This window comes from Acinetobacter suaedae, from assembly GCF_008630915.1.
GTDB lineage: Bacteria > Pseudomonadota > Gammaproteobacteria > Pseudomonadales > Moraxellaceae > Acinetobacter > Acinetobacter suaedae.
The window spans coordinates 2,377,275-2,404,239 of the sequence record NZ_CP043909.1 but is presented as its reverse complement, the minus strand read 5'-3'; the positions used below and the strand labels follow the sequence as shown (position 1 = coordinate 2,404,239).

The 26,965-nt window shown below is 39.9% G+C and carries 22 protein-coding genes; 14 read left to right on the top strand and 8 right to left on the bottom strand.

Going from position 1 to position 26,965, the window contains the following annotated elements; genetic code table 11:
• Nucleotides 1-19: 19 nt before the first annotated feature.
• The 5 genes from F2A31_RS11100 to F2A31_RS11075 all read right to left on the bottom strand — a co-directional run bounded on the left by F2A31_RS11100 (nucleotide 20) and on the right by F2A31_RS11075 (nucleotide 6,680).
• Nucleotides 20-1,294, bottom strand: a complete 1,275-nt coding sequence (locus F2A31_RS11100; protein ID WP_150026427.1) for an NAD(P)/FAD-dependent oxidoreductase — start codon at nucleotides 1,292-1,294, stop codon at nucleotides 20-22.
• Nucleotides 1,295-1,588: 294 nt separating this feature from the next.
• Nucleotides 1,589-2,503, bottom strand: coding sequence for an alpha/beta hydrolase (locus tag F2A31_RS11090; RefSeq protein ID WP_150026426.1), 915 nt, complete (start codon nucleotides 2,501-2,503; stop codon nucleotides 1,589-1,591).
• Nucleotides 2,504-2,584: 81 nt separating this feature from the next.
• Nucleotides 2,585-4,126 carry a flavin-containing monooxygenase gene (locus tag F2A31_RS11085; RefSeq protein ID WP_150026425.1) on the bottom strand — a complete coding sequence of 514 codons (1,542 nt, stop codon included), beginning with the start codon at nucleotides 4,124-4,126 and terminating at the stop codon, nucleotides 2,585-2,587.
• 5 nt (nucleotides 4,127-4,131) lie between these two features.
• On the bottom strand, nucleotides 4,132-5,439 hold the full coding sequence (locus tag F2A31_RS11080) for a flavin monoamine oxidase family protein (RefSeq protein WP_150026424.1): 1,308 nt from the start codon (nucleotides 5,437-5,439) through the stop codon (nucleotides 4,132-4,134).
• A complete protein-coding gene (locus F2A31_RS11075; protein ID WP_150026423.1) occupies nucleotides 5,436-6,680 on the bottom strand; it encodes a saccharopine dehydrogenase family protein in 1,245 nt (414 codons plus the stop codon). The genes F2A31_RS11080 and F2A31_RS11075 overlap by 4 nt, the downstream gene beginning before the upstream one ends.
• A 443-nt stretch (nucleotides 6,681-7,123) precedes the next feature.
• Here F2A31_RS11075 and F2A31_RS11070 point away from each other — a divergent pair, with 443 nt between their 5' ends.
• The 10 genes from F2A31_RS11070 to F2A31_RS11025 all read left to right on the top strand — a co-directional run bounded on the left by F2A31_RS11070 (nucleotide 7,124) and on the right by F2A31_RS11025 (nucleotide 16,599).
• Nucleotides 7,124-7,729, top strand: coding sequence for a TetR/AcrR family transcriptional regulator (locus tag F2A31_RS11070; protein ID WP_150026422.1), 606 nt, complete (start codon nucleotides 7,124-7,126; stop codon nucleotides 7,727-7,729).
• Between the two features lie 373 nt (nucleotides 7,730-8,102).
• Nucleotides 8,103-9,473 (top strand): NAD(P)/FAD-dependent oxidoreductase, encoded by a 1,371-nt coding sequence (locus F2A31_RS11065; protein ID WP_150026421.1) that lies wholly within the window; start codon nucleotides 8,103-8,105, stop codon nucleotides 9,471-9,473.
• Complete coding sequence (locus F2A31_RS11060; protein WP_150026420.1) at nucleotides 9,460-10,149, top strand: DUF4386 family protein; 690 nt, start codon at nucleotides 9,460-9,462, stop codon at nucleotides 10,147-10,149. Before F2A31_RS11065 ends, F2A31_RS11060 begins: the two co-directional genes overlap by 14 nt.
• 199 nt (nucleotides 10,150-10,348) lie before the next feature.
• On the top strand, nucleotides 10,349-11,563 hold the full coding sequence (locus F2A31_RS11055) for an outer membrane protein transport protein (protein WP_407643279.1): 1,215 nt from the start codon (nucleotides 10,349-10,351) through the stop codon (nucleotides 11,561-11,563).
• A 301-nt stretch (nucleotides 11,564-11,864) separates the two neighbouring features.
• On the top strand, nucleotides 11,865-12,728 hold the full coding sequence (locus F2A31_RS11050) for a metal-dependent hydrolase (protein WP_113997583.1): 864 nt from the start codon (nucleotides 11,865-11,867) through the stop codon (nucleotides 12,726-12,728).
• 38 nt (nucleotides 12,729-12,766) lie between these two features.
• Nucleotides 12,767-13,207, top strand: coding sequence for a PaaI family thioesterase (locus tag F2A31_RS11045; protein ID WP_005091296.1), 441 nt, complete (start codon nucleotides 12,767-12,769; stop codon nucleotides 13,205-13,207).
• Nucleotides 13,208-13,302: 95 nt separating this feature from the next.
• The gene (locus F2A31_RS11040; protein ID WP_150026419.1) at nucleotides 13,303-14,451 is read left to right on the top strand and encodes a DUF6670 family protein; all 1,149 of its coding nucleotides are present in this window, start codon (nucleotides 13,303-13,305) and stop codon (nucleotides 14,449-14,451) included.
• Between the two features lie 42 nt (nucleotides 14,452-14,493).
• Entirely contained in the window at nucleotides 14,494-15,168 is a 675-nt protein-coding gene (locus tag F2A31_RS11035) for a glutathione S-transferase family protein (RefSeq protein ID WP_150026418.1), read from the top strand.
• Nucleotides 15,165-15,905 carry an SDR family NAD(P)-dependent oxidoreductase gene (locus F2A31_RS11030; RefSeq protein ID WP_150026417.1) on the top strand — a complete coding sequence of 247 codons (741 nt, stop codon included), beginning with the start codon at nucleotides 15,165-15,167 and terminating at the stop codon, nucleotides 15,903-15,905. The genes F2A31_RS11035 and F2A31_RS11030 overlap by 4 nt, the downstream gene beginning before the upstream one ends.
• A 1-nt stretch (nucleotide 15,906) precedes the next feature.
• Nucleotides 15,907-16,599: a Rossmann-fold NAD(P)-binding domain-containing protein gene (locus tag F2A31_RS11025; RefSeq protein ID WP_171490594.1), complete on the top strand. Its 693-nt coding sequence runs from the start codon at nucleotides 15,907-15,909 to the stop codon at nucleotides 16,597-16,599.
• A gap of 84 nt (nucleotides 16,600-16,683) precedes the next feature.
• On the opposite strand, the gene exaC is transcribed toward F2A31_RS11025, so the two are convergent.
• Nucleotides 16,684-18,195 (bottom strand): acetaldehyde dehydrogenase ExaC, encoded by a 1,512-nt coding sequence (exaC, locus tag F2A31_RS11020; RefSeq protein ID WP_005091291.1) that lies wholly within the window; start codon nucleotides 18,193-18,195, stop codon nucleotides 16,684-16,686.
• Between the two features lie 140 nt (nucleotides 18,196-18,335).
• Here exaC and F2A31_RS11015 point away from each other — a divergent pair, with 140 nt between their 5' ends.
• A complete protein-coding gene (locus tag F2A31_RS11015) occupies nucleotides 18,336-19,517 on the top strand; it encodes a helix-turn-helix domain-containing protein (RefSeq protein WP_150026416.1) in 1,182 nt (393 codons plus the stop codon).
• A gap of 133 nt (nucleotides 19,518-19,650) precedes the next feature.
• Here the strand turns inward: F2A31_RS11015 and mdh are convergent, their stop codons facing one another.
• Entirely contained in the window at nucleotides 19,651-20,823 is a 1,173-nt protein-coding gene (gene mdh, locus F2A31_RS11010; RefSeq protein WP_150026415.1) for an iron-dependent methanol dehydrogenase, read from the bottom strand.
• Between the two features lie 387 nt (nucleotides 20,824-21,210).
• Between mdh and F2A31_RS11005 the strand changes: the two genes are divergently transcribed.
• Complete coding sequence (locus F2A31_RS11005) at nucleotides 21,211-23,676, top strand: acyl-CoA dehydrogenase (protein ID WP_150026414.1); 2,466 nt, start codon at nucleotides 21,211-21,213, stop codon at nucleotides 23,674-23,676.
• 73 nt (nucleotides 23,677-23,749) lie between these two features.
• Here F2A31_RS11005 and F2A31_RS11000 read toward each other — a convergent pair whose 3' ends face one another.
• Complete coding sequence (locus F2A31_RS11000; RefSeq protein ID WP_004638267.1) at nucleotides 23,750-24,172, bottom strand: Lrp/AsnC family transcriptional regulator; 423 nt, start codon at nucleotides 24,170-24,172, stop codon at nucleotides 23,750-23,752.
• Nucleotides 24,173-24,395: 223 nt separating this feature from the next.
• Between F2A31_RS11000 and F2A31_RS10995 the strand changes: the two genes are divergently transcribed.
• Entirely contained in the window at nucleotides 24,396-25,670 is a 1,275-nt protein-coding gene (locus F2A31_RS10995; RefSeq protein WP_150026413.1) for a Glu/Leu/Phe/Val family dehydrogenase, read from the top strand.
• Between the two features lie 80 nt (nucleotides 25,671-25,750).
• A complete protein-coding gene (locus tag F2A31_RS10990; RefSeq protein ID WP_004638269.1) occupies nucleotides 25,751-26,956 on the top strand; it encodes an aspartate aminotransferase family protein in 1,206 nt (401 codons plus the stop codon).
• Nucleotides 26,957-26,965: the final 9 nt, after the last annotated feature.

Below are 26,965 nucleotides of genomic sequence, written 5' to 3'. Positions count from 1 at the left end.
TTTTGATAAGCGCAATTTACTAAAAAACTTTTTTAAGTAAATTCTTAGTAATAGAATCTTTTTGAGACATACGATAAGTATTTTTGACGCCATGAATATTAATTTGATGTATGCGATATAGAGCTTCATATGCTTTTCTCGCAAATGTCCCATAAATATTTAAGTTGCTGAACACTTCTCCAACAGCATGATCTTGGCTGAGGGAAATGATTGAGCCTTTATCTGAAAATTTGAATAAAGGTAATGGTTTGCCGATTAACCGTTGCTCTAGTGCTTGTGCCAAGAATTCTGCTTGTTGAGAAGCGACTTGTGCCCGTGCTCCTAAAGGCGGTTTTTTTGCATCTAACTGGCAGTGAGCACAATCTCCTAAAGCGAAAATATTGGGGTCGGTATAGGTTTGTAGTGTCGCGTAGACTTTTAATCTTCCAATGTTATCTTTTTCAAATCCATCCAGTTGCTCTATTGCTTCGGTGGCTTTGATTCCAGCAGTCCAAATTTTGAGATCTGCTGATATTTTTGAACCATCAGGAAAATATATGTTTTCTTTATCTACTTTTGAAACCCTATGATTTTTTAGGATTTGAACACCCATCTGAGATAATACTTTCTCCGCTTCATTGGAGATATCCTCTGATAGGGCAGATAAAATCCGATCAGATGCATCTATCAGTATGAATTGAATACTCAGTTGTTGTGTTTCTTTGAAATATGATTTAGCTAGAGTTTCCTTTAAATGTACTAGTTCGGTAATTAGTTCAACTCCAGTTGCGCCTCCACCAACGATTGCAACATTATAAGTTTGACTCAAATCTATGAATTTATTTCTGATATCAAGATACGTCGAAAATATATATTTATAGATACTTTCGGCTTCAGATTTAGTATCTAAAAAATAACAATTTTCTTTAACACCTGGGGTATTAAAGTCATTAGATCTAGAACCTAATGAAAGTATCAAAGTGTCATAAGAAAGTTCTTCTATTTTTTTTATGTTCGGATCTATCGTGCTTGTAATTTCTACGTGAATATTTTTTTTGTTTTTATCGATATCAGCAAGTGAACCTTGAGTAAAATTATACCCATGCTCATAGGAATGCATAATATAATTAACTTCATTGTCATTGATGTTTAGGGTGCTACTTGCAACTTCATGCAGTAATGGCTTCCATACATGTGTTAAGTTTTTATCTACTAAAAGTAGAGAAACTTCTTTTGATTTATGGAAGGTATCTGCCAATTTAGTCATTAATTCCAAACCACCAGCACCACCGCCGACAACAATAATTCGATGCATTATTCTTTCCAAAGAGTCAGATTTTCAATAGATATAAAAGGTATTCATGCATCTTTCAAAATAATGAAATAGATGCATGAACTTGATCTCGAAATTGTTTAAATAGGAAGGCCTCTTAGTTCTTTACGTAGAATCTTTCCTGACAGTGATTTAGGAATTGATTCGATAAAGTCTACGATCCGAATACGTTTATGAGGTGCCACTTTTGAAGCGATAAATGCCATGATTTCCTCTTTATCAATAGTGGGTTGAAGAACTATAACTGTGTAATCAATACTGATTGCTATATCGAGCTCAGTTATGACGTCTAGGTGCTAAAGTTTTGGTTAAAAAGTTTATCTGATCATTCAACAGTTTTTCTTGCCATGATCCACTGTAAAAATCAAAATGATCGATTGGATACTCAAGTAGCTCAACTTGTCCACTTGCTAAATCTGCGGACTTTCGGGCAGCATCAGGAGGAGCAACTTGATCATTTGAACCGACTTGTACGAGTAAAGGACACAATATTTGGTTGGCGAAAGTTATTGGGCGGTTTCGTGCAACTTCTAGAGCTGTACGAGCACAAACTTCATTTCGCCATGTAGGTCCAGCCATCGATTTATATCCAGCTTCTGCACCTGGTGTACTAATCATTGCAGCAGTACCAGGTTGTCCTACGATAGGAATGAGGTGGGATTTTTGACTGAACATTGAGTAAGCTAAATCTTTTAAACCATGGCCTACCGCAACAGTTAATTGTTTTAAACCACCATAACGACAGATTTGTGTAAGCGCAGCTAAGCCATCAGTTGCAGGATTCATTGAGACTACAGCAGATATTTTTTTGTCTTGGGCAGCAACCACCATGACATGTCCACCTGAGTAAGAAGTACCCCAAAGTGCGATACGGTTTCGATCTACATTGGGTAAGCTACGTACAGCCTCAATTGCAGCATGATAATCTTCACGTTGGTTTTTATATGAAACATTCTGTCGTGGAAAGCCACCAGAGTCTCCAAAACTACGATAATCAAATATAAATGTATCAAAACCTGCTTTGCTAAATGGTTCGGCAAAATGTAATAGTCCAGTATCTTTCGTACCTCCGAAGCCATTTGCCATAATAATGCACGGGTTTCCTCTGGAACTCTTATATTTATTGGATGTCGTCGGGATGTACCATGCGGAACATGTAATTCCTTTACTGGTAAATTTAATATTTTCCATAATGTTTACCTAAATATATTTTAGTCTCTCATTTAGACCTTGGACTGGGGTTAAATAAGAGACTGGAGTTTTGATTGAGTATTAAGCTTTGATCTTCAGTTCTTCCGTCGACGGCTCTGTAACGACAGTCAGCTTTTTCTTGGGCAAAATAGTAGTGAACTGTAATGCTTTATCAACGACAGAACCTTTATTCAGTCGTTCCAAATCAAACTTGTAATCGTGTTGAAGCGTCCAATTTCCTTCAGTTCCAGCCATAGGGAACTGTGCTAGACCACGTTGAACATAACCTGGGCTCAAATCCACAAAAGGAACACGTTTCATGTCTTTATTTAGAATAATAGGGGTAAATGTTCCGTATTTGTTTTCATCCATATAGTCAAGCAAACGGCAGAAGTGCTGCCATACTAGATCGACTTTTAAGGTCCATGCGATATTGGTATAACCAAATGCAAAAGCAAAATTTGGAATATCAGACAGCATCATGGATTTATAAATGGTGGTATCTGGATAATTGATTTTTTTACCATCAACAGTGAGTTGAATCTTGCTGAATGCCAGCATATTTAGACCTGTCGCGGTAATAATAATATCGGCTTCTAACACTTTTCCTGATTTTAGCAATATGCCTTCTTTGGTAAAGCGTTCAATATGATCAGTCACCACAGAGGCTTTTCCTGAAGAAATGGCTTTAAACATATCTCCATCTGGCACAACGCATAAGCGTTCATCCCATGGATTGTATTTAGGTGAGAAATGCGTTGCGACATCAAAATCTTTAGGCAATCTGCGTCGTACATCTGCGATGAGTAAACGGCGCATCACATCAGGAAAACGACGACTTAAGTTGAACATTCCACGACTAAGTGTAATATTTTTCTTCCGAATAATTTCATACGCACGTTGAGGAGAAAGGACTTTATTGAGTGCAACTGCAATAGGGTCGACACTTGGCATCGCGATCACATAGCTAGGTGATCGTTGCAACATCGTGATATGCCCAACATCTTTAGCCATAGCAGGAATTAGGGTCACTGCTGTCGCACCACTACCGATTACAACGACTTTTTTGCCTGAATAGTTGAGGTTCTCTGGCCAATGTTGAGGGTGGATGATTTGCCCTTGGAACTCTTCTGTTCCCTTAAACTCAGGGGTATAACCATTATTATAGTCATAATAACCTGTGCCCATGAGCAAGAAACGAGAGCGTAAGGTAGTCAAACCTTTTTGATCCTTTTGTTTGACTTTAACGGTCCAAAGACCTTCACTTGATGAGAACTCAGCACTGGTTACATAGCTACCAAATTGGATATGTTGATCAATACCATTTTCTGTAATGGTCTCATGCAAATAATCACAAATCATTTGCGCGCTACCGAAAGTCCTTTTTTCAGTCCACGGTTTAAAGCCAAATGCAAAAGACTGCATATCTGAATCTGAACGGATACCTGGGTAACGGAATAGACTCCATGTACCCCCGATATCATCACGACCTTCAAGTATGGTAAAGGTTGAGTTTGGTCTATATTTCTTTAAATGGTACGCGGCACTAATACCTGCAATCCCAGCACCAATAATAAGAACTTCTGTATCCAAAGGTTGGTTTAAAGCATTTTTTTTGTTCATGGTATTCACCCTGCTAATTTATGCGTCATCGCATGTGTAATGTTGGCAGCAGCTTCAATTCCGCTTTCTAAGGCACCTTCAATTCCCCCCATGGTCATTGTTGCGATGTCACCACCTGCAAAATAAATATTTCCATGTGGTTTACGGATGAGTGGTGCAGCACCTGTCAAATTTCCTGGACGGTGATGTATCCATGTCCCTTGTGCAAATGGGTCTTTTACCCAGTTATGTGATGCGACTTCAAGCACTTCAATGTCTGGCTTAAACATCTGTAAAGCTTCTTGAACAGCTTTAATATCATTCACATCGATACTGGATTCATCAGAAATAAAACAGACTAAAAGCGAGTCATCCCCATGTTCATATTCAACGCGAACGGTATTAATTGGGTTTTGCTCAACCGGTGCGAATGCAACAAAAGGTTCAACTTTTCCACGTGCACGCACCCATAACTTAGCTGTGCGCATCGGATGTTTTGCATTAATCATGTCTTGAATAGGTTTTTTGACTTCAGGTGTGATGCTAAGGTCTGACAAAACATTCAAAGGTAGGGCAACAAGTGCTTTTTTTACCATGATTTTTTCGCCAGATTGAGTGGTAATGACAACCTGTTCGCCTTGATCATCTATGGCTGTAACTGCTGTAGAAAGCCGTAACTCAGCATTTGAATCATTATGAATAGCTCTGACCAGTTTTTGTGTTCCACCTGCAATCGGCCAAGACCCTGCAACTTCAAAGAAAGCTCCCCAATTTCCAAAATAGGTGGCTGCCCAGAATAGGATTTGTGCAACACCTTGTTCGTCCCAAGAGTGAACCAGCGTGGATAATAAGCCATCTAAAACATCACGCTCATAAGTTGATAAATTTAACGCATTAAGACGATCTCTCAAGGTTTGCTGTTCTATCGTACTCGTATCAATTGCATTGATATCATAGGGAAGAGGGAAGCATTGGCGAGCATCATTAAAAAAAAGTGTTAGTAATGGTTCAGCAATCGCTGCATATTCAGCCTGTGTACCAGTATGTAATTTGCCGTCAGCAAACCAAACCGTTTTATCCACTTCTTTAGGCGGGTTTAAACCAATGCCATAGCGTTGCAACTCTCTCCAAATATAAGGCTGTGTCCAGTGTGCATACCCACCGCCAAATTCGACTTGGCGACCAAATGCCTCACCTGTATAGGTTCGCCCACCAATACGGTCACGTGCTTCTAATAACACAACCTTATGACCGGCATTACTTAAATCCCGTGCTGCAACGACGCCTGCACATCCAGCGCCAATTACAGCAACATCATAAATACTTTTACTCATAGTACGCTCTCCACGATCTCATCACGCGGTGTACCTACACGTTCGAGTGCGGTGTAGAAAGCTTCTGGTTCAGCCCAGTCTTCTGGCGCAAAAGTCCCACTACGTTTACCCGTTTCATCGAGTGCCAATACCATGAATGCAGCACAAGCGGTACCTGTAATCGATGCCATATCTTTAAACAAGTATGGATCTTGTGTTGCTGTTCCAGTGCGTCGAATTGCGACAGCTGGTCTGCCATTTTTGGTGCCATATACTCTCGCCAATAAACCACCTCTATATTGGTAAGTTTGTCCCACAGCTGATTTTGTTAAAAACTCAATCATGGCAGAGAGTGAAGATTCTTTACGTTTAACTTGGCCCATCATGCCGCTGATCGCAGCTTTCCATCCTTTGACCGAACCTAGTCTGTTGTTGAGCAAATCCTCAAGGAAATCCACACCTTCTTTGACTGTCATTTCGCCATTGTGAACTGCTAAACCAACACCTCGTCCTAGTCCGTTAAATGGTGCTGGATCAAGACCACCAAGACAGCGGATACGTTTAGCATTCGGATATTTACGTGGCAAAGTAACTGGCTCTGGATGTGCAGTTTCATATAGAAGGATGTCAGTATTGCCGCCTAGAGGGGCATAACCAATCTCAACAAAAGTTTCATGATTGACACGTTTCCCATTTTCCCAAGTTATACAATCCCCAGCAGTAATATGAAGAAAATGCTCAAGTACGGCACGTCCAATTCCTGGGCGTTCATCGCCGACTAGCCAACAGCAATCAATGTTTTCAACAGTATCAAGCTGATTTGCAGCATCCACAACTAATACATTTGCCATACCTGGAGAAGCACCACAGCCAACATAAATTGGAATACCTGCCTCTTGGGCTTTCTTATGCAGAGTAAGTGCATGTTCAGTACTTTCAACATCATCGTCAAAATCTAAATAAGGGACTTTTGCGGCAAGACATGCTTCAATCACAGGTGCAGAGGTTCGAATGTAAGGACCAGCACCAAGTACGACCAAATCTGCACCATTAACCACGGTTTGTAGGTTTTCCTTGTCATACAAATCTAGGCGTTGTGTTGTTGCTAGACCTTGAGGAAGTTTTTCAACAAGATTTGCAAGTAATTCAGGACGAATGTCACAGAGTACAAGCTCCCAATCACCTTCGGCTTTGGCAAAACGTTCGATTGCTAGACGACACATTTCACCTGCTGCACCAATAAATACAATACGACGACTCATATAAATTCTCCTGAAATACGGCAACCATGCCGATGATGTTTTTTGTTTATGTCCATGATTCCATCGTCCTTGGAATAAACGTTTTTTGCGTTTCATTTTGCTGAATGACATTGCGAGAGAAACGCCATGGATTATTATTAATCCAACAATTACACAATGTCAATGACACAATGTAATTGTTTATTTTGGCATTAAAAAACAAATGTTTAGTATTTTTTTGCTAAATAGGGAGGAATAAATTAAGCGAGGTTTTATTTAAATACTTAATATAAATCAGGTGGTTGTTCAATATATGAGTAATATTATTCAAATAATGGATTTGTGTATTTTCATAAAAAAATTTGAGAAGAATGGAATAAATGAGCTGTTTTCAGTGAACGGACTTGTTTGCTGAAGATTGATTGCTCTACACTTACATCGTGTTAATGAAGATAAAGATATTTATGACTGCGCAACGTAGACGACCAAAGCATGATCCTAAAGAATCAGAGCGAGAAATTTTAAATGCTGCTGAAAAGTTTTTAAGTGAACGTCCTTTTCGTGAACTGAATGTTGATGAGGTGATGAAGCTTACTGGACTTAAGCGCCCAGCTTTTTATGTACATTTTCGTGATAAATACGATTTAGCCTTATGTGTTGTTCAGGATATTGGACAAGAGTTATTTACATTAGCTAATCATTGGTTAAAGGGAAATAATTTCCCTGAGGATTCTCTTCAAGCTTTAGAAGGGATTGTCAATGTTTATCAGAAACATGGTGCAGTTTTACGAGCTTTATCCGATGCTGCGGTAGCAGATGAGCGAGTCGAGCAAATTTATCGAAACTTGATACAGGATTTTATTACTGCCACAGCTCGTCACATATGTGAAGAACAGGAGAGTGGTCGTATCAGAAAAGATATGAATGTTGAGGAAACTGCTCGCGCTTTGGTCTGGTTAGAAGAACGCTATTTATCAGAAGCATTTGGTCGTACAACTCAAGCAGATCCTAAAATTGTTGTTCAGGTGCTGCATAACATTTGGCTTTCTACGCTTTATGGAACGTACTAGTATTTAAATATACGATAAATTTTGAATGATTAAAGGGATTTTTCATTCATTGTTTAATTTATATAAAGATTTATCACTTTGATATTAAAAAGATAATATTTTATTTTAATCTTGCTCTCTTTCTGAAACTAACCCATTCAAAGCTTAATGCTCTTAATTAATTACACTATGTCATTGACATGGTGTAATTGTTGTCACAATATATATTCAGCTCTCGTGTTTTTGTACGTAATGCTAAAGAACAAATGACATTTTCTCAGGGAAGAGATCATGTGAGCTGTTTGCAATTCATATCTGTTTTTAGAGAGATGAATACATTGAGGTGTTGCTATGTGCACTGAGCAAAATCGAATATCAAAGGAAGGAGCATTAGATGAATAATATTCCACATGCAAACAAATCATTCTGGCTGGCTCATTCAGGAGAATATACGCCCTCACTCCCTTTAAAAGGGAGTATCGATGTTGATGTTGTGATCATCGGTGGCGGATTCACTGGATTATCTACTGCCTACCATATACGAAAAGCCGATTCTTCTGCATCAGTCGCTGTTCTTGAAGGTGAATGTGTAGCGTTTGGTGCCTCGGGCCGTACATCTGGTTGGGTTGTGCCTGTACCTGTATTAGACCCTACTACCGCTAAAGTGTTGTATGGAAAAGAAAGGTTAACTGAACTTCAAAATTTCGCTTGGGATGGTCTGGATTATGTCCAAGATCTGATCAAACGTGAAAATATGGACAGTGACTTTGAAATGCCTGGTGTGACATTTACGACATTTCGTGGTCATGAAAAAAGATTAGAACAATTTACCAAATACTGGCACGATCAGCCGCGTTCTAAAGATAGCGTTTTTCTCGATAGAGCAGCTGTAAGTGAGGCACTAAACAGTGACGCGTTTTCAGGTGGGTGTCGAATGCCTCATTCTGGGCAAGTTAACCCTGTAAAGCATTCACGTGAGTTAAAGCGAATTGCAGAATCGGCTGGCGCACAAATTTTTGAACAAACACCAGTACTGGATATCGAAGATAAAGAAAGTTTCTTTATTCTGAAAACGCCAGAAGGTGAGGTGAGAGCCAAGCACATTGTATTAGGAACCAATGGTTTTACGCATTTATTACCACCCGAATTAGGTCTTAAACGCGCACAACTTCCAATGTTTGTTTATCAACTCATTACTGAACCTTTAACTGATGCCGATTGGAAAGCATTGGGATGGAAACAGGGACAGTTTTATGACAAGACGACCTATTGCCCTCCGACATGTAGAACCACGGTAGATGGACGTTTGCAATTTAACCTATGTGATATCTATGTCGGTAAAGGGCGGTCTATGGACGAAGCTCAGAAAGTGCAGTTTTACGATGCAGCTGAGCGAATGTACAAAAAGATCTTTCCTGCATTTCAGAAATTAAAAGTTGCTCAACGTTGGAGTGGGGCGTGTTCGATTCCTTTTGATGTCAGATCTCAAGTCGGTACTCTACATAATGGGCGTATTTCCTACGCGTATGGATATAGTGGTGCAGGTGTCATGATGTCACAAAATTATGGTCGAGTTTTAGCTGATCTCGCACTGCAACGTAAAACTGAGCTGACAGAGCATTGGTTTGTAGCGACTGAAGAAAAAGGACATGCCAAATTAAAGCGTTTTCCTTTAATACCAGGACTTATTGCTGCGTTACGGACTTATTTTGAATATGAGAGAGTATCTGCACTTTCTAGGAGAAGACGCCTTGGACTCGATTAAACAACAAGACGATGGGCGAGTATTTACAGCGTGGATTGCTTTAATCGGTACAGTGATGGCGGCCACCTGTTTACTTTGCTTTCTTGCAGTTACAGGTTTTGATTTGCACCAAATATTTAAACCTGAGTTTGCATTAACTTTGTCAGCAAAAGATCAAGCACTTTTCAGAACATCCATGATTGTCGATTGTTTTGGCTTCTATCTCCCCTTTTTGGTGGTGGGTGTATACCTGTGGCGTAAATTTCGTCCATCTGGAGGATTATTATCCGATACCGCAATTTTATTCCTTGTGATTTCAACCATGTTAGGGATAACGGGTGCAGTTTTACAAGCATCAGTATTAGGTTTCCTCTCTGAAACTTATTTAACCGGCGATCAGGCTGCTCAACAAGCTGCTGGAGTGGTGTGGGCGACAATTTCTCAAGGTTCTCAAAATGGCCTATGGCCAATGGAAGGACCGACAATTGGATTTTGGGCGATCATCAATGGATTACTTTTGAGAAAACACAACTCAGCATTAGGCTTACCGTTGATTCTTGTTGGACTAGGTTATGTCTCATTTGCTGCACTGCTTTTCTCAGGTTTCCCACAAGCCGCTTTATTGCTTGAACTCTTCTTATTACCACTCCAAGTGGTGTGGTTAGGTATTTTTGGATTGAGCTTATTGCGAAGATAGAACGAGAAAATTTTAGAGTCATATAGTGATGTATGACTCTAAGAAAATAAGTATTTTAATGTTTAGGGATAAAACAATGAAAAAAGATATAGGTATGGGTAAAGCATCAACTCAATCAATGGATGCAGTTTTAACATGTACAGATAGTACTCAAATGCCAGAGAGTAGTTCACTGAAGTTAAATCCGATCTTACTTGGGATGCTTAGCATATTCTTCAGCAGTATGAGCCATGCTTCAGCTCTTGAACAATCTGGACAATCTATCCTGCCATTTTTAGAAGATGGGAATTATGCAGAAATCAATTTATTTGCGGTGGATTCCTCTGTCTCAGGTGTAGTCAAAGACCGTCCTGATTTAGTCCGAGAAAACCAGAGTCGTGATACGGGTGATATTGCACAAAGCACCCAATTTTATACCGCTGCGATCAAGTTACAATTAACAGATCAATTGAGTTTTGGCGTACTTTATGACCAGCCTTTTGCAGCGAAAGTTGCCTACCCGCAACGTTCAAATAACAGTTATTTTGATAATGACTTTTCTCAACAGGGAACTTCTGTAAAAGTTGACTCTCAAAGTATCAGCATGATATTCGGTTATTCACCTGTAAATAATTTTCAGGTGTATGGTGGACCTGTTTATCAAGAGATCAAAGGTCAGGTTGCGCTTAGAGGTAACGCCTATACTGAAGCCTATAACGGATATAATGCAAATTTCAAAAGACAAGGTGAAGTCGGTTGGCTAGTCGGGGGAAGTTATCAAATCCCAGAGATCGCACTCAAAGCAGCGGTTACCTATCGTTCGAAAATTAAATATAGTGTTCAAGTCGATGAAGATATGCTGGGTGAACCACTTCAGTTGACAGCATCAGAGAAAACCAAATTAGAAACCCCTCAATCATTAAACATCGACTTTCAAACTGGTGTTGCTGAAAAGACACTTGCGTATATGAATTTAAGATGGGTGAATTGGAAAAAGTTTGATACGAGTCCAGCACAGTTTACAGCACTCTCAAAAATCATTATGGAAGAAGCCACGGAAGGTGCCTATACCAAAGGTTTTAAATTAGATGCCTATCAGAAGGACCAATATAGTGCGACGATCGGTGTTGGTCATCAACTGACTGAAAAATGGGGTATTGCGACTGATGTCAGTTGGGATTCGGGAACAGGGAATCCTGCTTCGACACTTGGACCCGTAAAAGGATCTTGGTCGCTTGGTTTGGGTGCTCAGTTTAACCCTGCACCGAACTACTTTATTGCTGCGGGGATGAAATATTACTGGTTGGGAGATGCGAAGTCTGAAGACGGCACTTATTACTTACCTATAGAAGGAATAAAACCGATTGCAGAGCAAGCTGAGTTTAAAAATAATCATGCAATTGCTTATGGTCTGAAAATTGGTTATCGCTTCTAGTTGATTTGGGACAGCTCATTAGGGCTGTTCCTATTTTATATTACTTCATAATTTTTAATAAATTTTTCTGTATTGATCTTTTAAAGGTATTAAATATCTTTTGATAAAATCAGTTTTACGCCGAAATCATAGACTAAATTTTAGTCTCTTATCTTTTGAGGAATGAGACAGTCATTTCAGGACAAGTTGCTTGTTTAAGATATGAACGACATTGACAAGATCACCCTACATAGCTATTTTGCTTTATAAGTTCTTTTTTGGAACTTGTTAATTTGAGCTAAAACTCTTGAGGTGAACAGTAATGTCGTCAGTGTTGAAAGAAAAATCAAAGCAAAAAACACCTGCATCATTTCCAGTACGTCGTATGGACTATGAGTTTCAGGATATGCCTAAGTATTGGTGTAATAACGAGCCAACTTTTACGCATTATTTCACTGGCTTATCTACGCTATTTCCAGAAGGTGAGTCCTATTTCGTTCGTTCAGTTCGAGCTTTAAGAGCTGAGGTTAAAAATAATGAGCAGCTTGATCGTGATATTGGAGCTTTCATTGGTCAGGAGGCAATGCATTCCAAAGAGCACCATGCCTTTCATCAGAGTGCGCAGCAATATGGTTTAGACCCTGAATCATTAGAAAAAATGACAGGTATTGTTCTAAAAGCGATTGAACGTACTTTTCCTAAAAAGTGGAATTTATTGGTCACCGTTGGTCTAGAACACTACACCGCCGTTTTGGTGGTGGAAATGATGAAAGACGTGAACGAATTAATGACAGATGAAACCATCCGCAATTTATGGTTATGGCATAGTGTTGAAGAAACTGAACATAAAGCAGTTGCCTATGATATGTATGAATATCTGTATGGTAAGGGTTTAGATGCTTATATTCCTCGTATTGCTATTTTTACCTTTAGTTTAGCCATGATTACGGTGATGTCGACGCTATATCAGGTAGTACTTTTAAAACGTGATCGTCAATTATTCAATTTAAATTCTTGGCGTAAATTTATGCATCATGGTAGAGAAAAATATAAAGTTTTTATTCCAAAATTTTTAGATTATTACCGCTTTGATTTTCATCCGAATGATACAGATGAATCTGAAATCGTGGCGCAAACCAAAATAAAAATTGGTTTGTCTCCAGAACAATCAACCTTTATTCATTAAAAAAAATCTTTAGTTTTTTCATCAGATAGGTAACAGGTATGAATCCATCAAATATGACTGGTTTAGAACTTATGCAAGCATTTCAACAAGGCTTAGTACCCGCACCGGGTATTGCGAAAACCATGGGGATGGACGGTGTTGGAGAGGTTGAGTTTGGTCGCATTGTTTTTATTGCGACCGCAGATGAACGTCATACCAATCCACTAGGTGGTGTGCATGGTGGCTTCGCTGCGACTGTATTGGACTCGGTCACAGGATGTGCAACACATACGGTGCTTGCAGCAGGTGAAGGATACGGCACGACTGATTTAGCGATCAAAATGTGCCGTCCGATGCCCTTTAATAAAAAGTTAATTGCTGAAGGTAAGGTCATCAATGTGGGAAAGAATTTGGTGATTTCAGAAGGTTATCTTCGCGATGAAGAAGGTAAATTGTATGCTCATGCGACAGCGACCAATATGATTATTCGTCAAAAATAATCAATAAAAAGAAGGTTTAAAAACCTTCTTTTTCAATTTTAGCAATGTAATTGTTCAATGAGAAATAAAGCGTTTTTGATAAATTGAGAATAAAAATGATGTCTAAACAAATTCAATCAGATGTTCCCGTTACGATCACAGGGCGAATGCTGCCAAATAGTCGTAAAACTAATCATGGGCTTAAAGATCATGCCATCGGTTTATTGACAAAGGGTGTCGGGCGCATCATGGGTGTTGCTCGTCCGAATCAAAATATTCCATATCCGAGTCCAGATTTTTATCAAGCCATTAATAATCCTTTTCCATTTAAAGGCACTCATTTTGGCATCATGATTGCTGATTTGCCTGCACCACATTACTTTTTAAGTTTTGCTTCGATTCTTGGCATGCTTGGAATAAAAGTGGTGGATGCTGATGCTTATGTTGACCCCAAAGACGGACCACTCAATACAGCGGTTTTGGTTCATGGTACTGCGCTAGCAAATAAAAATGCTTTTTCGAGCTATTCGATTCAGCACGATATGCAATTCGATCCACAACATAATTTAATTAGATTTGGTGACAATGCAGAAATATTTGGACAGTATCCTCATTTTCGATTGATAAGTCGCAGGGAGGATTTTGCTGTTGATTTAAAGCTTACAGCCACAGGTGCAAATTCTTGGTTTGCTCACAGCGCGATTTACCAGCACATGAGCCTGTTGATGAATTATGAGGGTGAAATTACCTATCAGGATCAGACGCAAAAGGTATCAGGTTTAGCCACATGGGAACATTGGAAAGCACCTTCATTGGCTTATCCATTGAATAAAACCATTCCAAAATGGTTGAAGATCCCAGCAGATTTCTTTACCTATCAAGTTTTGACGATTGATGCAACCACACAGCTCTTGTTGGGTTATGTCACTATTTTAGACCATTCAGTTGCAGCATTTGCGATGTTAAGACAAGCAGATGGAACAGCAGTTCATTTAGATGCAGACGTACATTTTGAAGTCTTGAGTTTACAAGCCGAAGCCGCGCAGGGGCAAGACGGCAGCTTAATGAGTTTGCCTGAAACATTTAGATGGCAAGTCATCGATAAGCATAAAAACTTACTTTTCGATATCCATGCTACTGTCGATACGCCAATGCTTTTTGGTCTAGCGACGGGCTATGTTGGTGGATATCACTGGCATGGTAGTAGATCAGGAGTTGCTACGCAGGGGCGTGGTTATATTGAGTATATTGATCGGCGTGACTAATCTGATCGTGATTAAAACATCAAGCCAAAGGAAAGAAAAATAATGGTTACTTTACATCAGTGGGAAATTTCACCTTTTTGTCAAAAAGTAGCAAGAATGTTGAAATTTAAAGGGATTGAATTTGAAACCATCAATTATAACGGTGTGTTGGGGGCTAAGGTTCCAATGTTGAGTAAGGTCGGGAAAGTACCTGTACTGGATATTAATGGACAGCGGATTCAAGACAGTACCCGTATCGCACGTTATTTGGATGACACTTATCCTGACTTCCCACGTCTTTATCCGCTAGATCCGATACAAAAAGCTTATGCTGAGTTGTGGGAAGACTGGGCAGATGAATTATTGTATTTCTATGAGATCCACTTTCGAGTGAGTGATGCTGATGCTTTAGATCATGCTGTAGCAATCAGTGCGCAAGGTCGTCCGAAGCATGAAGTGATTTTGATGAAACCCTTATTGAAGTCCGCACTCAGTTTTCAACTGAAAATGCAAGGTACCGGACGTATGGCAAAAGCCGATATTGAAGCAGAGTTTATTCGTCATTTAGAACGTATAGAACTGGTACTGAGTGCTACGGGTTGGTTAGTCGGGGATCAAAAAACAGTGGCCGACATTGCAGTTGCTTCACAGCTTTTAGAGATTGTCCGAACCAGTAAAGTGTGGGGAGCAAAAATTAACAGCTATTCTAATATTGCAGCTTGGATCAAACAGATATGAGTACGCGAGTCGCTGTTGTCGTTGGAGTCGGGGCAGAGCAAGGGATTGGGGCTGCTATATCACGACGTTTTGCTCAATCGGGGTTAAAGGTTTATGTGGTAGGACGAACGCTCAATAAATTACAAGCAGTGACTCAAACGATTGCTGAGCAAGGTGGGAGTGCTGTCGCTTATTGTTTAGATGCAGAAAATGATCAACAGATTCAATCTTTATTCGATATGATCATTGCAAATAATGAACTGCTAGAAGTTGTTGCTCATAATGTAGGTGGCAATATTCCATCCTTGTTTTTAAAAACGCAGTTGTCCTTTTTCTCAAAAATGTGGCGCTCGACTTTTTTGTCTGCTTATTTGGTTTCGCAGTCTTGTTTGAAGATTTTTGAACAGCAACAAAAAGGAACTCTGATTTTCACAGGTGCGAGTGCATCAATGCGTGGTAAACCGTTTTTCGCTGCTTTTACCATGGGTAAATCAGCATTACGTGCTTATGCACTTAATTTAGCAAGTCTGTATAAGTCGAAAAATATACATATTGCACATGTAATCGTAGATGGCATGGTCGATGGAGATCGGGTCAATAAAGCCTTATTCGGACTTGGACGTTTAGCAAGATTAACGCGTGGTACAGGCGGCTTAAATATTGAGGCAATTGCAGATAATTATTTAATGCTGTATCAGCAAAGCAATGATTTATGGACATATGAATTAGATTTACGCCCGTATCAGGAGCGCTTTTAAAATGATGAATAAGCTAGGACGATTATTTAAATCATCACAAAATGCTCAACGTTGTATGGTGGTCTTTGGTGAAAATATTGAGTTGTTGAGCCAAGCCATTATCAATCTTGATTCAGATCATTCATTACATATTTTTCAAGTGACACATGATCCATCTCAGCACGATTTAAAGATTATCAGTTCTGAAAATCAAAGCACAATTATTCGATTGAATGTCTTGCTGAGTGGCTCATTAAAAAGTTTAGTCAAATATATTCAACAACAGGGCTATAAGATTGAATTATGTATTATCCAGCCGAAGTTTGGGTGTACTGATCATATCAATACTGTATCTTCTGAAATGATTGAAAACTATTGGCAAGTTACAGGTCTAAATGCAGCCAGTGTTTCGCAAGCTATGATTGCAAACATGCTTAAACAGCAACCTGGAACAGTGATTTTCCTTGGTGCAAGATCAATGGGTGCGGAAAAGAAAGCAGATTTATTGACGATGAGTATGTTTGCCAGTATTCGAGCCTTATCACAGTCATTGGCAAGAGAGTTTCATCCTAAAGGAATTCATGTGGCTTACTGCACATTAGAAAAATGGGATGATCAGGATCAAAAGTTGATGCAATCGATTGCTCAAGTGTGTTGGCATTTACATCAACAACCGAAATCCACTTGGTCACAGGAACTCAGTTTGACGAGTTAATTGGCGGCGAAAATTATAATTGACCTATGAAAAGAGCAAATGTGAAATAACATTTGCTCTTTTTTTGAGGAATGAAATGGATAATTAGAAGAATCCAGCAGGTTTGGTTGAGTAGCTCACCAAAAGATTCTTGGTTTGTTGATAATGATCTAACATCATGCGGTGGTTTTCACGACCAATGCCTGATTTTTTATATCCACCGAATGCCGCATGTGCAGGATAAATATGATAGCAGTTGGTCCATACACGACCTGCTTCTACCGCACGACCTGCGCGATATGAGGTATGTGCAGAACGTGCCCAAACACCTGCACCCAGACCATAGATAGTTTCATTTGCGATTTTAATGGCTTCATCAAAGTCTTTAAATGTCGTTACTGAAAGCACAGGACCAAAAATTTCTTCTTGGAAAATTTGCATACTGTTATGACCTTTAAACACTGTTGGTTCGATATAGAAACCCTCACCGACTTCTTGTCTCGCACTACCACCTGTCAACAGCTCAGCACCTTCTTCACGCCCTGTACTGATGCAGCGTAAAATTTTCTCTTGTTGTTCAAGGGAAGCTTGAGCACCAATCATGGTTTCAGTATCTAAAGGATGTCCTACCTTGATTCGCTTGACGCGCTCAATGGCTTTTTCTAAAAATGCATCTGCAATGCTTTCTTGAACCAAGGCACGAGATGGGCAGGTACATACTTCACCTTGGTTTAGGGCAAACATGGCAAAGCCTTCTAGCGCTTTATCCAAGAAATCATCTTCTTTATCCATAATATCTTCAAAGAAAATATTCGGAGATTTACCACCCAGTTCGAGTGTCACGGGAATAATGTTTTCTGTCGCATATTGCATAATCAACTGTCCAACTTGAGTTGAACCTGTAAATGCAATTTTAGCGATACGAGGACTGGTTGCGAGAGGACGACCGACTTCAGCACCATAGCCATTGATGACGTTCAACACACCTGCTGGTAAAAGATCTTGAATGAGTTCGAGGACCAATAAAATTCCAACTGGAGTTTGTTCCGCAGGTTTTAAAACCACGCAATTTCCTGCTGCAAGCGCAGGAGCAAGTTTCCAAGCTGCCATCAAAATCGGGAAGTTCCATGGGATAATTTGACCGACCACACCCAACGGCTCATGGAAATGATAGGCAATGGTATCTTCATCAATTTCTGAAATGCCGCCTTCTTGTGCGCGGATACATCCTGCAAAATAACGGAAATGATCAATTGCCAATGGAATGTCCGCTGCTAGTGTTTCACGAACAGGTTTTCCATTGTCCCAAGTCTCTGCTACCGCAAGCATTTCAAGGTTTGCTTCCATGCGATCAGCAATTTTAAGTAAGATATTTGAACGGAATGTTGGAGAGCTTTTATTCCATTCTGCTTTAGCTTTGTGTGCTGCATCTAGTGCCAGTTCAATGTCTTCGACAGAAGAGCGGGGTATCTTTGTAAACACTTTGCCATCGACAGGCGAAACGTTATCGAAGTATTCTCCTCTAGTAGGAGCGACCCATTGACCACCAATGAAATTTTCATACTGTGGTTTAAACTGGACTTTTGAATTAGGTTGATTCGGATCGATGTAACGCATATAAATATTCCTTTGCTTATAATTGATCTTAAGCATCTACAGCTTTGGTATAAGGTACTTTTGTACGCTATTTCACTAGGATAGATCGGTGAAGGTTGGAGAAAGGTTGGAAACCATGCTCAAGTGTGAGGGATACACAAATGTTTACAAAACAAGAGCTAATACGGCAAAGACAGTCTATTGATCAGTTAAAGCAACAAAATAGTTTGTCTCCCCAAAGCGCTGAGAAATTAGAGCAGAGTATTGCGAGTTCTTGGCAGCGATCTGTATCGTCTTCAATTCCGAAAGAGCGTCTTGCAGCACCTTTACTTAGTCAAAATAAGAAAAATTCAAGTAGTTTGGATAAGGCTTTAAATGCTTGTGCTAACGAGTTAAGTCATATTGCAGCGCAGTCATCGATGGTGATCGCTGTGGGGGATGTTGGAAGTACCATTATATGGACAGCTTCAAGTACGCAAATGCAAAGTGCTGCTGAAAAGGTGCATTTCATTGCAGGTGGGCAATGGGCAGAGGAGGTCGTCGGTACCAACGCCTTAGCGTTATCGCTTAAAACGCAACAATCCAGTTGTGTGTTTTCAAATGAACATTATATGGAGTCGATTCATGATTGGGTTTGTTATGCCGCGCCGATCATTGATCCGTATTCTAAGCAAGTCTTAGGTGTAGTGGATTTATCAACCACTTGGAAAAAACATAATAGTTTAGGCGTATTAGCTGTTGAACGTTGCGCCTCGATTATTCAAACGGCACTGATCGAACAGCAACGACAACATTTATACATTCGTGCTTTTTCGACACCGCAGATTTTCTTTAATGGTAAATCGCTGGTTCTTACGCCACGCCAAATTGAGATTTTGGCAATATTGGTATTGTGTCCAAATGGCTTAAATCTAGAAAAATTGCATCAAGCTTTATATGGTGAACGTAAAGTGAGTATCGGCACTTTAAAAGCTGAAATGTCGCAACTGAGAGATATCTTAGGCGGAATGCTAGGTTCAAGACCATACCGTTTATTGGCTGATGTAGAAGCAGATTTTCTTTTGGCTGAACAAGCACTTGATTCTGGATATGTGGCTTCTGCATTGCAGTTATATAAAGGTGTTTTTCTCGCTAAAACTGAAAGCCCATTTTTATGTGCATGGCGAGATTGTTTAGAGTCGCGTTTAAGTGATGCGATCTTTAAAACCACAGAAACGGATTTATTATTGAAACACGTGGCTCATTTTCCTGAAGCAATCGATGCCGTTGAGCGTTTAATGGAGTTATTGCCGGCAGAGCATCCTGCGCATTTATCATTGAATAAGTTTAAAGATCTATTTTGAAATCATATTGCTTAAAATTAAGTGCTTGAATAGAGTAGTCAATTATAAAAAATGGGAATATAACCAATTTTATATTCCCATAAAAAGTAAGCCAATTGTGGGAGTGCTTTGGCTCACTTTGGGGAGGAAAGTGTTATAAAGCTGCTTTGAAAATCTCAACCACTTGGGCATGTGTGGCTTTGCGTGGGTTGGTTAGCATACAGGCATCTTTTTGTGCATTTTCTGCCATGATTGCAAGATCTTCGGTTTTTACACCAAGCTCAGTTAAGCCAGAAGGAATACCAATCGAAGCGGAGAGTTCTCGAATTGCATCAATTGCAGCGTATGCTGCTTCAGTTTCAGTAAAACCGTCTGTATTGACGCCCATCAATTCTGCAATTTTTGCATAACGATCTTGGCAAGCAATGAGGTTGAATTCGCAAACATGAGGTAAAAGCACTGCATTGCATACGCCGTGTGGAAGATTATAGAAACCACCTAGTTGATGTGCCATTGCATGAACATAACCGAGAGAAGCATTGTTAAACGCCATACCTGCTAAGTATTGTGCGTAACTCATCGCATCACGTGCTTCAATATTTTCACCATTGGCAACAGCAGGGCGTAACCATTGACTAATCATGGTGATGGCTTTCTCTGCACAAGCATCGGTAATCGGATTTGCAGCGGTAGAAACATAAGCTTCGACAGCATGTGTTAAGGCATCCATCCCTGTTGCAGCAGTTAAGCCTGCTGGTTTAGCAACCATGAGCTTAGGATCATCGATTGCGATTAGTGGTGTACAACGCCAATCGACAATTGCCATTTTGACATGGGTGTCAGTATTGGTAATGATACAGAAACGAGTCATTTCAGATGCTGTTCCCGCTGTGGTATTGATTGCAATAAGTGGCGTCATTGGCACGGTACTTTTATCAATACCTTCATAATCACGAATATGCCCACCACCAGCGGTGACTAAGCCAATGCCTTTGGCGCAGTCATGTGAAGAGCCGCCGCCAAGAGAAACAATAAAATCACAACCATTGTCGTTATATGCTTGTACACCATTATGGACATTAATATCGGTTGGGTTAGGTTCAGCACCTGAAAAGATATGACTATCTACATCTGCATCTTTTAAATATTCTGAAATTGGTGCCGCTACACCAAATTTAAATAAGCCTTCATCGGTGACAATGAGTGCTTTTTTGGCACCAAGATTTTGAGCTTTAATTCCAATTTCTTTGGCACAGCCAGGTCCAAAAAGTGAGACGCAAGGGATATAAAAACCGTTAGTTTGATCTGCAATATTTTTAAAAGCCATGGAGCGATTCCTTCTTCCATAATCCATTGTTTATTATTCAGTGATTTCATCACTGTAGGCTTAGTATGCAAGGGTTGAAAATTTTTCCTACCTACCAAATACCTACCAAACGATATTTGTAGTTAAAATATTGAATTTATTTAGATGTTTTAATGTTTTTGAGCGTTGAAATAGGTTGCATTGAAAAGTTAATGATTATGCAACAAAGCCTTTCATCTCTGTGTGGTTGTGTAATATTTAGTAGCTTATCCTGAAAATAATAAAACGCACTGTACAATCAAATTTCACTCTTTTTTCACACTGAACTTAATACGTTTAAAAAAATAGTAAAGCATAAATATTTAATCACATTTCCTCTTAATTCAAGTTGAAGCCAAAGGAGTAACCATGACTCTATTATTGATATTGCTTAGCTTGTTGATTCAGTTTGCTGTGTTGTGGGCTGTATTTTATTTCAAACTTAATCAAACAATTGGCAGCCTTGTTTCTATTGTGACTGCCATCATCTGTGCTGTTTTTATTACGTTGTGGAGTTTATTGATTGGGATACCAATTATCCTAATAAGTACCGTCATACTAATTCCTGTATTGCGTGAAACACTAATTAGTCGTCCTGCATTTGATCTTCTTTCAAATGCGATGCCAAGTATGAGTACGACTGAAAGAGAGGCACTGGATGCAGGTACCAGTTGGTGGGAAAAAGAGCTATTTATGGGGGAGCCTGATTGGGAGAAATTTGATCAATATCCTTATCCAAAGCTTTCAACTGAAGAACAATCTTTTTTAGACAATGAAGTTGAGCAACTGTGTTCAATGCTAGATGAATGGCAAATTCATCATCACCAAAAAGATTTGCCGCTAGAAGTTTGGCAATTTATTAAAGATAAAGGGTTTCTCGGTTTAATTATTCCAAGAACATTTGGTGGTAAAGAATTCTCTGCTTTTGCACAAAGTCGCATCATGAGTAAGATTGCGTCACGATCCTTAACCGCAGCAGTAAGCTGTATGGTCCCTAACTCTTTGGGTCCAGGCGAGCTGTTGTTGCACTACGGAACCACTGAACAGAAACAGCGTTATTTACCGGGCTTAGCTGATGGTACAGAAGTACCTTGTTTTGGTTTAACTAGTCCTGAAGCGGGTTCTGACGCAGGTGCAATCCCAGATACAGGTATCGTGTGTTATGGAAACCATGATGGTCAAGAAGTCCTTGGTTTAAAAATGAATTTTTCTAAACGCTGGATTACTTTGGCTCCAATTGCAACCGTGATAGGTCTGGCGTTTAAGCTCTACGATCCAGATGGATTATTGGGAGATAAAAACAAAGTTGAATATGGAATTACGTGTGCCTTAATTCCTTCCAGCCATGAAGGAATTAAAATCGGGGCAAGACATCATCCCGGTGCTCCTTTTATGAATGGTACGGTTGAAGGGACTGATATCTTTATCCCGATCGATTGGATTATTGGTGGTCAAGAGAATGCCGGTAAAGGCTGGCGTATGTTGATGGAGTGTCTCGGTGTTGGACGCGGCATTTCACTGCCTGCATTAGCGACGGCTGCAGGGGAGATGGGTTATCTTTTAGTAGGAGCATTTGCGAGTATCCGACAACAATTTAAAATCGCCGTCGGGCATTTTGAGGGCGTACAAGAAGCGACCAGTGATATTGCCAGTGATGCTTATATGCTCGAATCATTTAGATATCTAGTGACATGTGGACTCAATCAGGGCGGAACGCCAGCAGTAATGACTGCCATGGCGAAGTATTACGCTACGGAAACCATGAGAAAAGTGATTAATCATGGTATGGATGTGGTCGGCGGTCGTGCAATTCAGCTTGGACCACGTAACTTCCTTGCGTTGACCTATCAGTCTATTCCAGTGGCTATCACGGTTGAAGGTGCCAATATTTTGACACGCTCATTGATGATTTTTGGTCAAGGTTCGATGAGATGTCATCCATACTTGTTTGAAGAATTGCAATTGTTGCAATCAGAAGATAAAGCGGCGGCACTTAAACAATTTAGTCCATTGTTGTTTAAGCATTTGGCTTATACCTTTAATCGTGGTGCTAAAGCGGTGGCATTTGCTATCACGGGAGGATCTCGTGAAGGCTCTAAGCAAGCTGACGATTTTTCAAAACCGTATTATGCGGTGATCAATCGAATGAGTGCTGATTTTGCACTGACCGCAGATATGGCATTGGGTATTTTAGCTGGTGATTTGAAACGTAAAGAAATGCTTTCTGGACGCTTGGCGGATATCCATTCACATCTATTTATTGCGACAGCGATTTTAAAATACTATGAAAATGGTCAACGCACAGCGTCTGATCAAAAACATGCTGAATTGGCATTGAATAAAGCCTTGTTTAATGCACAGGAAGCATTTTTCGGATTCTATGATAATTTCCCAATGAAAATTGCCGCGAAGTTGGTGAAATTGGTATGTTTCCCATTTGGTCGCCCAATTGCTAAACCATCTGATCAGTTGAAGCAGGACGTAGCTCAATTGCTGTTACAGGAAACGCCATTTAGAGCAGAGCTGAAAAAACATGTGTATTACAACACGGATGAAAGCGACGTGATGGGACGTATGGAGTCTACTTTCCAAATGTTGTTAGCAATACAGCCACTTTGGAATAAGTTTAAAAAAGCAGAATCCAAAGATCAGTTTAAAGGGCTGTCATTTGAGGAGCATATTGCAGATGCCGTTGCTGTCGGTTTTATTAATACCACAGAGGCAGAACAGCTGTTGAAATACAATGCTAAACGTTATGACAGTATGCTGACGGATGTTTTTGATGAACATTTAGAAAAGGATCTACCCTTAGAAAATCCACATTTAAAAACTTAGTCTAAATTAACATTGGAGCTACCAAGCCGTTTGATGCCATATCGTATCAAGCGGCTTTTCACTTGATAAGGATTTAAGTTTTATACGTAGAAAGTAAAATACTGGTTTCACTATTGTAAATCCCTGAAATATTTCGGATTCGTTCGAGTGCCTTATCGAAGTTGATTAAACTGTCAGATTCTAACTCGACCAAAATGTCCCATTTACCATTGGTGGTATGTAAGCGTTCAACGGCGGATTCTAAACGTAGTTCACGAATCACAGCTTGGGCTTTGGTGCCTTCGACCATAATACTCATCCATGCTCGAATCACATTTCTTTCAGCATTTGGGCGAAAACGGATGGTATAGCCCGTAATCACACCAGTAGATTCCATATATTCAATACGCTTTTGCACAGTTGCCCGTGAGACACGTGCTTTAGCCGCCAAGTCGGTAATAGACATACGCGCATTGTCTTTTAGTAATCCTAGAATAATATGATCTATATTGTTCATTTTGATATTTTCTATGTGCAAATTGATAAAAATTAATTCATTTTAATCATTAAAAGCAATTTTGTGAATCAATTTGATTCTTAATAATAATGAGTATATGAAGCCCAAAACATTTTTGGCGTGATGTGGCTGCGCAGAATGTGCATCAGGGATGAAAGGGCAGGAAACCCTAAATGAAAAGGGAATCTGTAAAAACAGGGATAATTGATTAATTAAGGAATAGATGATGTCTTTATCATATACGGATCAAAATAGCGGTGCTTGGCAAACTTATCTCACTCAAATTGATCGAGTGGCGCCATATATTGACGCAGATCTAAGCAATTTTATTAATACGCTAAAAACGCCTAAGCGTACATTAATTGTTGATGTTCCTATTGTCATGGATGATGGCTCGATCCGTCATTTCGAAGGTTATCGTGTTCAACACAATTTATCTCGCGGTCCGGGAAAAGGTGGTATTCGTTATCATCAAGATGTTGAGCTCAATGAAGTCATGGCCTTATCTGCATGGATGACCATTAAAACCGCCGTACTTAATCTCCCATTTGGTGGTGCAAAAGGTGGTATCCGTGTCAATCCAAAAGAATTGTCTCCGCGTGAGTTAGAGCGTTTAACTCGCCGTTTTACCAGTGAAATCAGTCCAATCATTGGTCCTCAAATTGATATTCCAGCGCCAGATGTTGGTACCAATGCCAACATTATGGGTTGGATGATGGACACCTATTCAAGTATTAAAGGTCATACAGTTACAGGTGTAGTGACGGGAAAACCTGTGCATTTAGGTGGTTCTTTAGGTCGTGTACGTGCGACAGGTCGTGGTGTATTTGTGACTGGTTTAGAGGTTGCAAAGCGTATTGGCTTAACGATTGAAGGTACCAAAGTTGCTGTACAAGGCTTTGGTAATGTGGGTAATGAAGCCGCTTATTTATTTAGCCATGCTGGTGCAAAAGTGGTGTGTGTACAAGACCACACAGGCACGATTTTTAATGCAGATGGTTTAAATGTAAAAGCATTACAAAAGCATGTCACTGAGCATGGTGGTGTGATGGGATTTGCTGAGGCAACAGTCATTTCGAATGATGAGTTCTGGAATGTCGATATGGACATTCTGATTCCTGCGGCATTAGAAGGCCAGATTACAGTTGAGCGTGCTCAGAAACTAAAAGCCAAAATCGTATTGGAAGGTGCCAATGGTCCAACCTATCCAGAAGCAGATGATGTGTTTATCACACGAAATATTGTCGTGGTCCCAGATGTGATTTGTAACGCTGGTGGTGTGACCGTCAGTTATTTCGAATGGGTTCAAGACATGGCGAGTTATTTCTGGACCGAAGATGAAATCAATGAACGCCTCGATAAATTAATGATTCAAGCAACGGCAGATGTTTGGGAAATCGCACAGCATAAGGCATGTAGTTTACGTACCGCTGCTTATATTTTGGCATGTGAGCGTATTTTAAAAGCGCGTAAAGAACGCGGTATTTTCCCAGGTTAATAAATTTAGTACATCAGCTTAAAACTGGGCTGTGATATTTAAAAACAGCCCAATGATCAAACAGGAAGTGAGTAAATAAAATGAGTAATGTCACGATTACACGTAGCAACTTTAATGACTGGATGGTTCCGGTTTTTGCACCAGCAAATTTCATTTTAGTGCGTGGTGAAGGCTCTCGTCTGTGGGATCAAAATGATAAAGAATATGTTGATTTTGCAGGTGGAATTGCCGTCAATGCATTAGGACATGCACATCCTGTGGCAGTCAACGCCTTAACTGAACAAGCACAGAAGCTTTGGCATATTGGCAATGGCTATACCAATGAACCAGTTTTACGCCTTGCGAAACAATTAGTGGATAGTACCTTTGCAGATAAAGTATTTTTCTGTAACTCTGGTGCAGAAGCCAACGAAGCCGCATTAAAACTGGCTCGAAAAATTGGTTTGCTCAGTGGCAATCCTAACAAAAAGAATATCGTTGCATTTAAAAATGCTTTTCACGGTCGTACCTTATTTACCGTTACCGCTGGCGGTCAACCGAAATATTCACAAGATTTTGCGCCATTGCCTGAAGGTATTGAACATACCGCATTCAATGATTTAGAAGCTGCGAAAGCAGTGATTAATGAAAATACCTGTGCGGTGATTGTTGAACCAATCCAAGGTGAGGGTGGTGTTGTTCCTGCTGATCTTGAGTTCTTAAAAGGTCTACGTACGCTGTGTGATGAAAAAGGTGCAGTGCTGATTTTTGATGAAGTACAAACTGGTGTTGGTCGTACAGGTTCGCTCTACGCTTATATGAATACAGGGGTAACGCCAGATATTTTAACCACCGCAAAAGCATTGGGTGGTGGTTTCCCAATTGGTGCCATGATTACAACAGATAAATACGCCAATATGTATGCGGTGGGTGATCACGGTACAACCTACGGCGGTAATCCATTGGCCTGTGCTGTTGCTGGCGCTGTATTTGAGTTCATCAATACGCCTGAAGTCCTAGAGGGCGTGAAACAACGTCATCAATATTTCGTAGATGCATTAAATAAATTGAATGCTGAATATGATTTGTTCAAGGAAATTCGTGGTCAAGGCTTATTGATTGGTTGCGTTCTTAAAGATGAATATGCAGGTAAAGCAAAAAACATCGTGACCTTGGCAGGTGAAGAAGGTCTTTTAGCACTCGTTGCTGGCGCAGATGTGGTGCGTTTTACGCCATCATTGATTATCTCTCAGCAAGATATTGATGAAGGTCTAAGTCGTTTTGCTCGTGCTTTAGCACGTCTTTAATCTATTTGT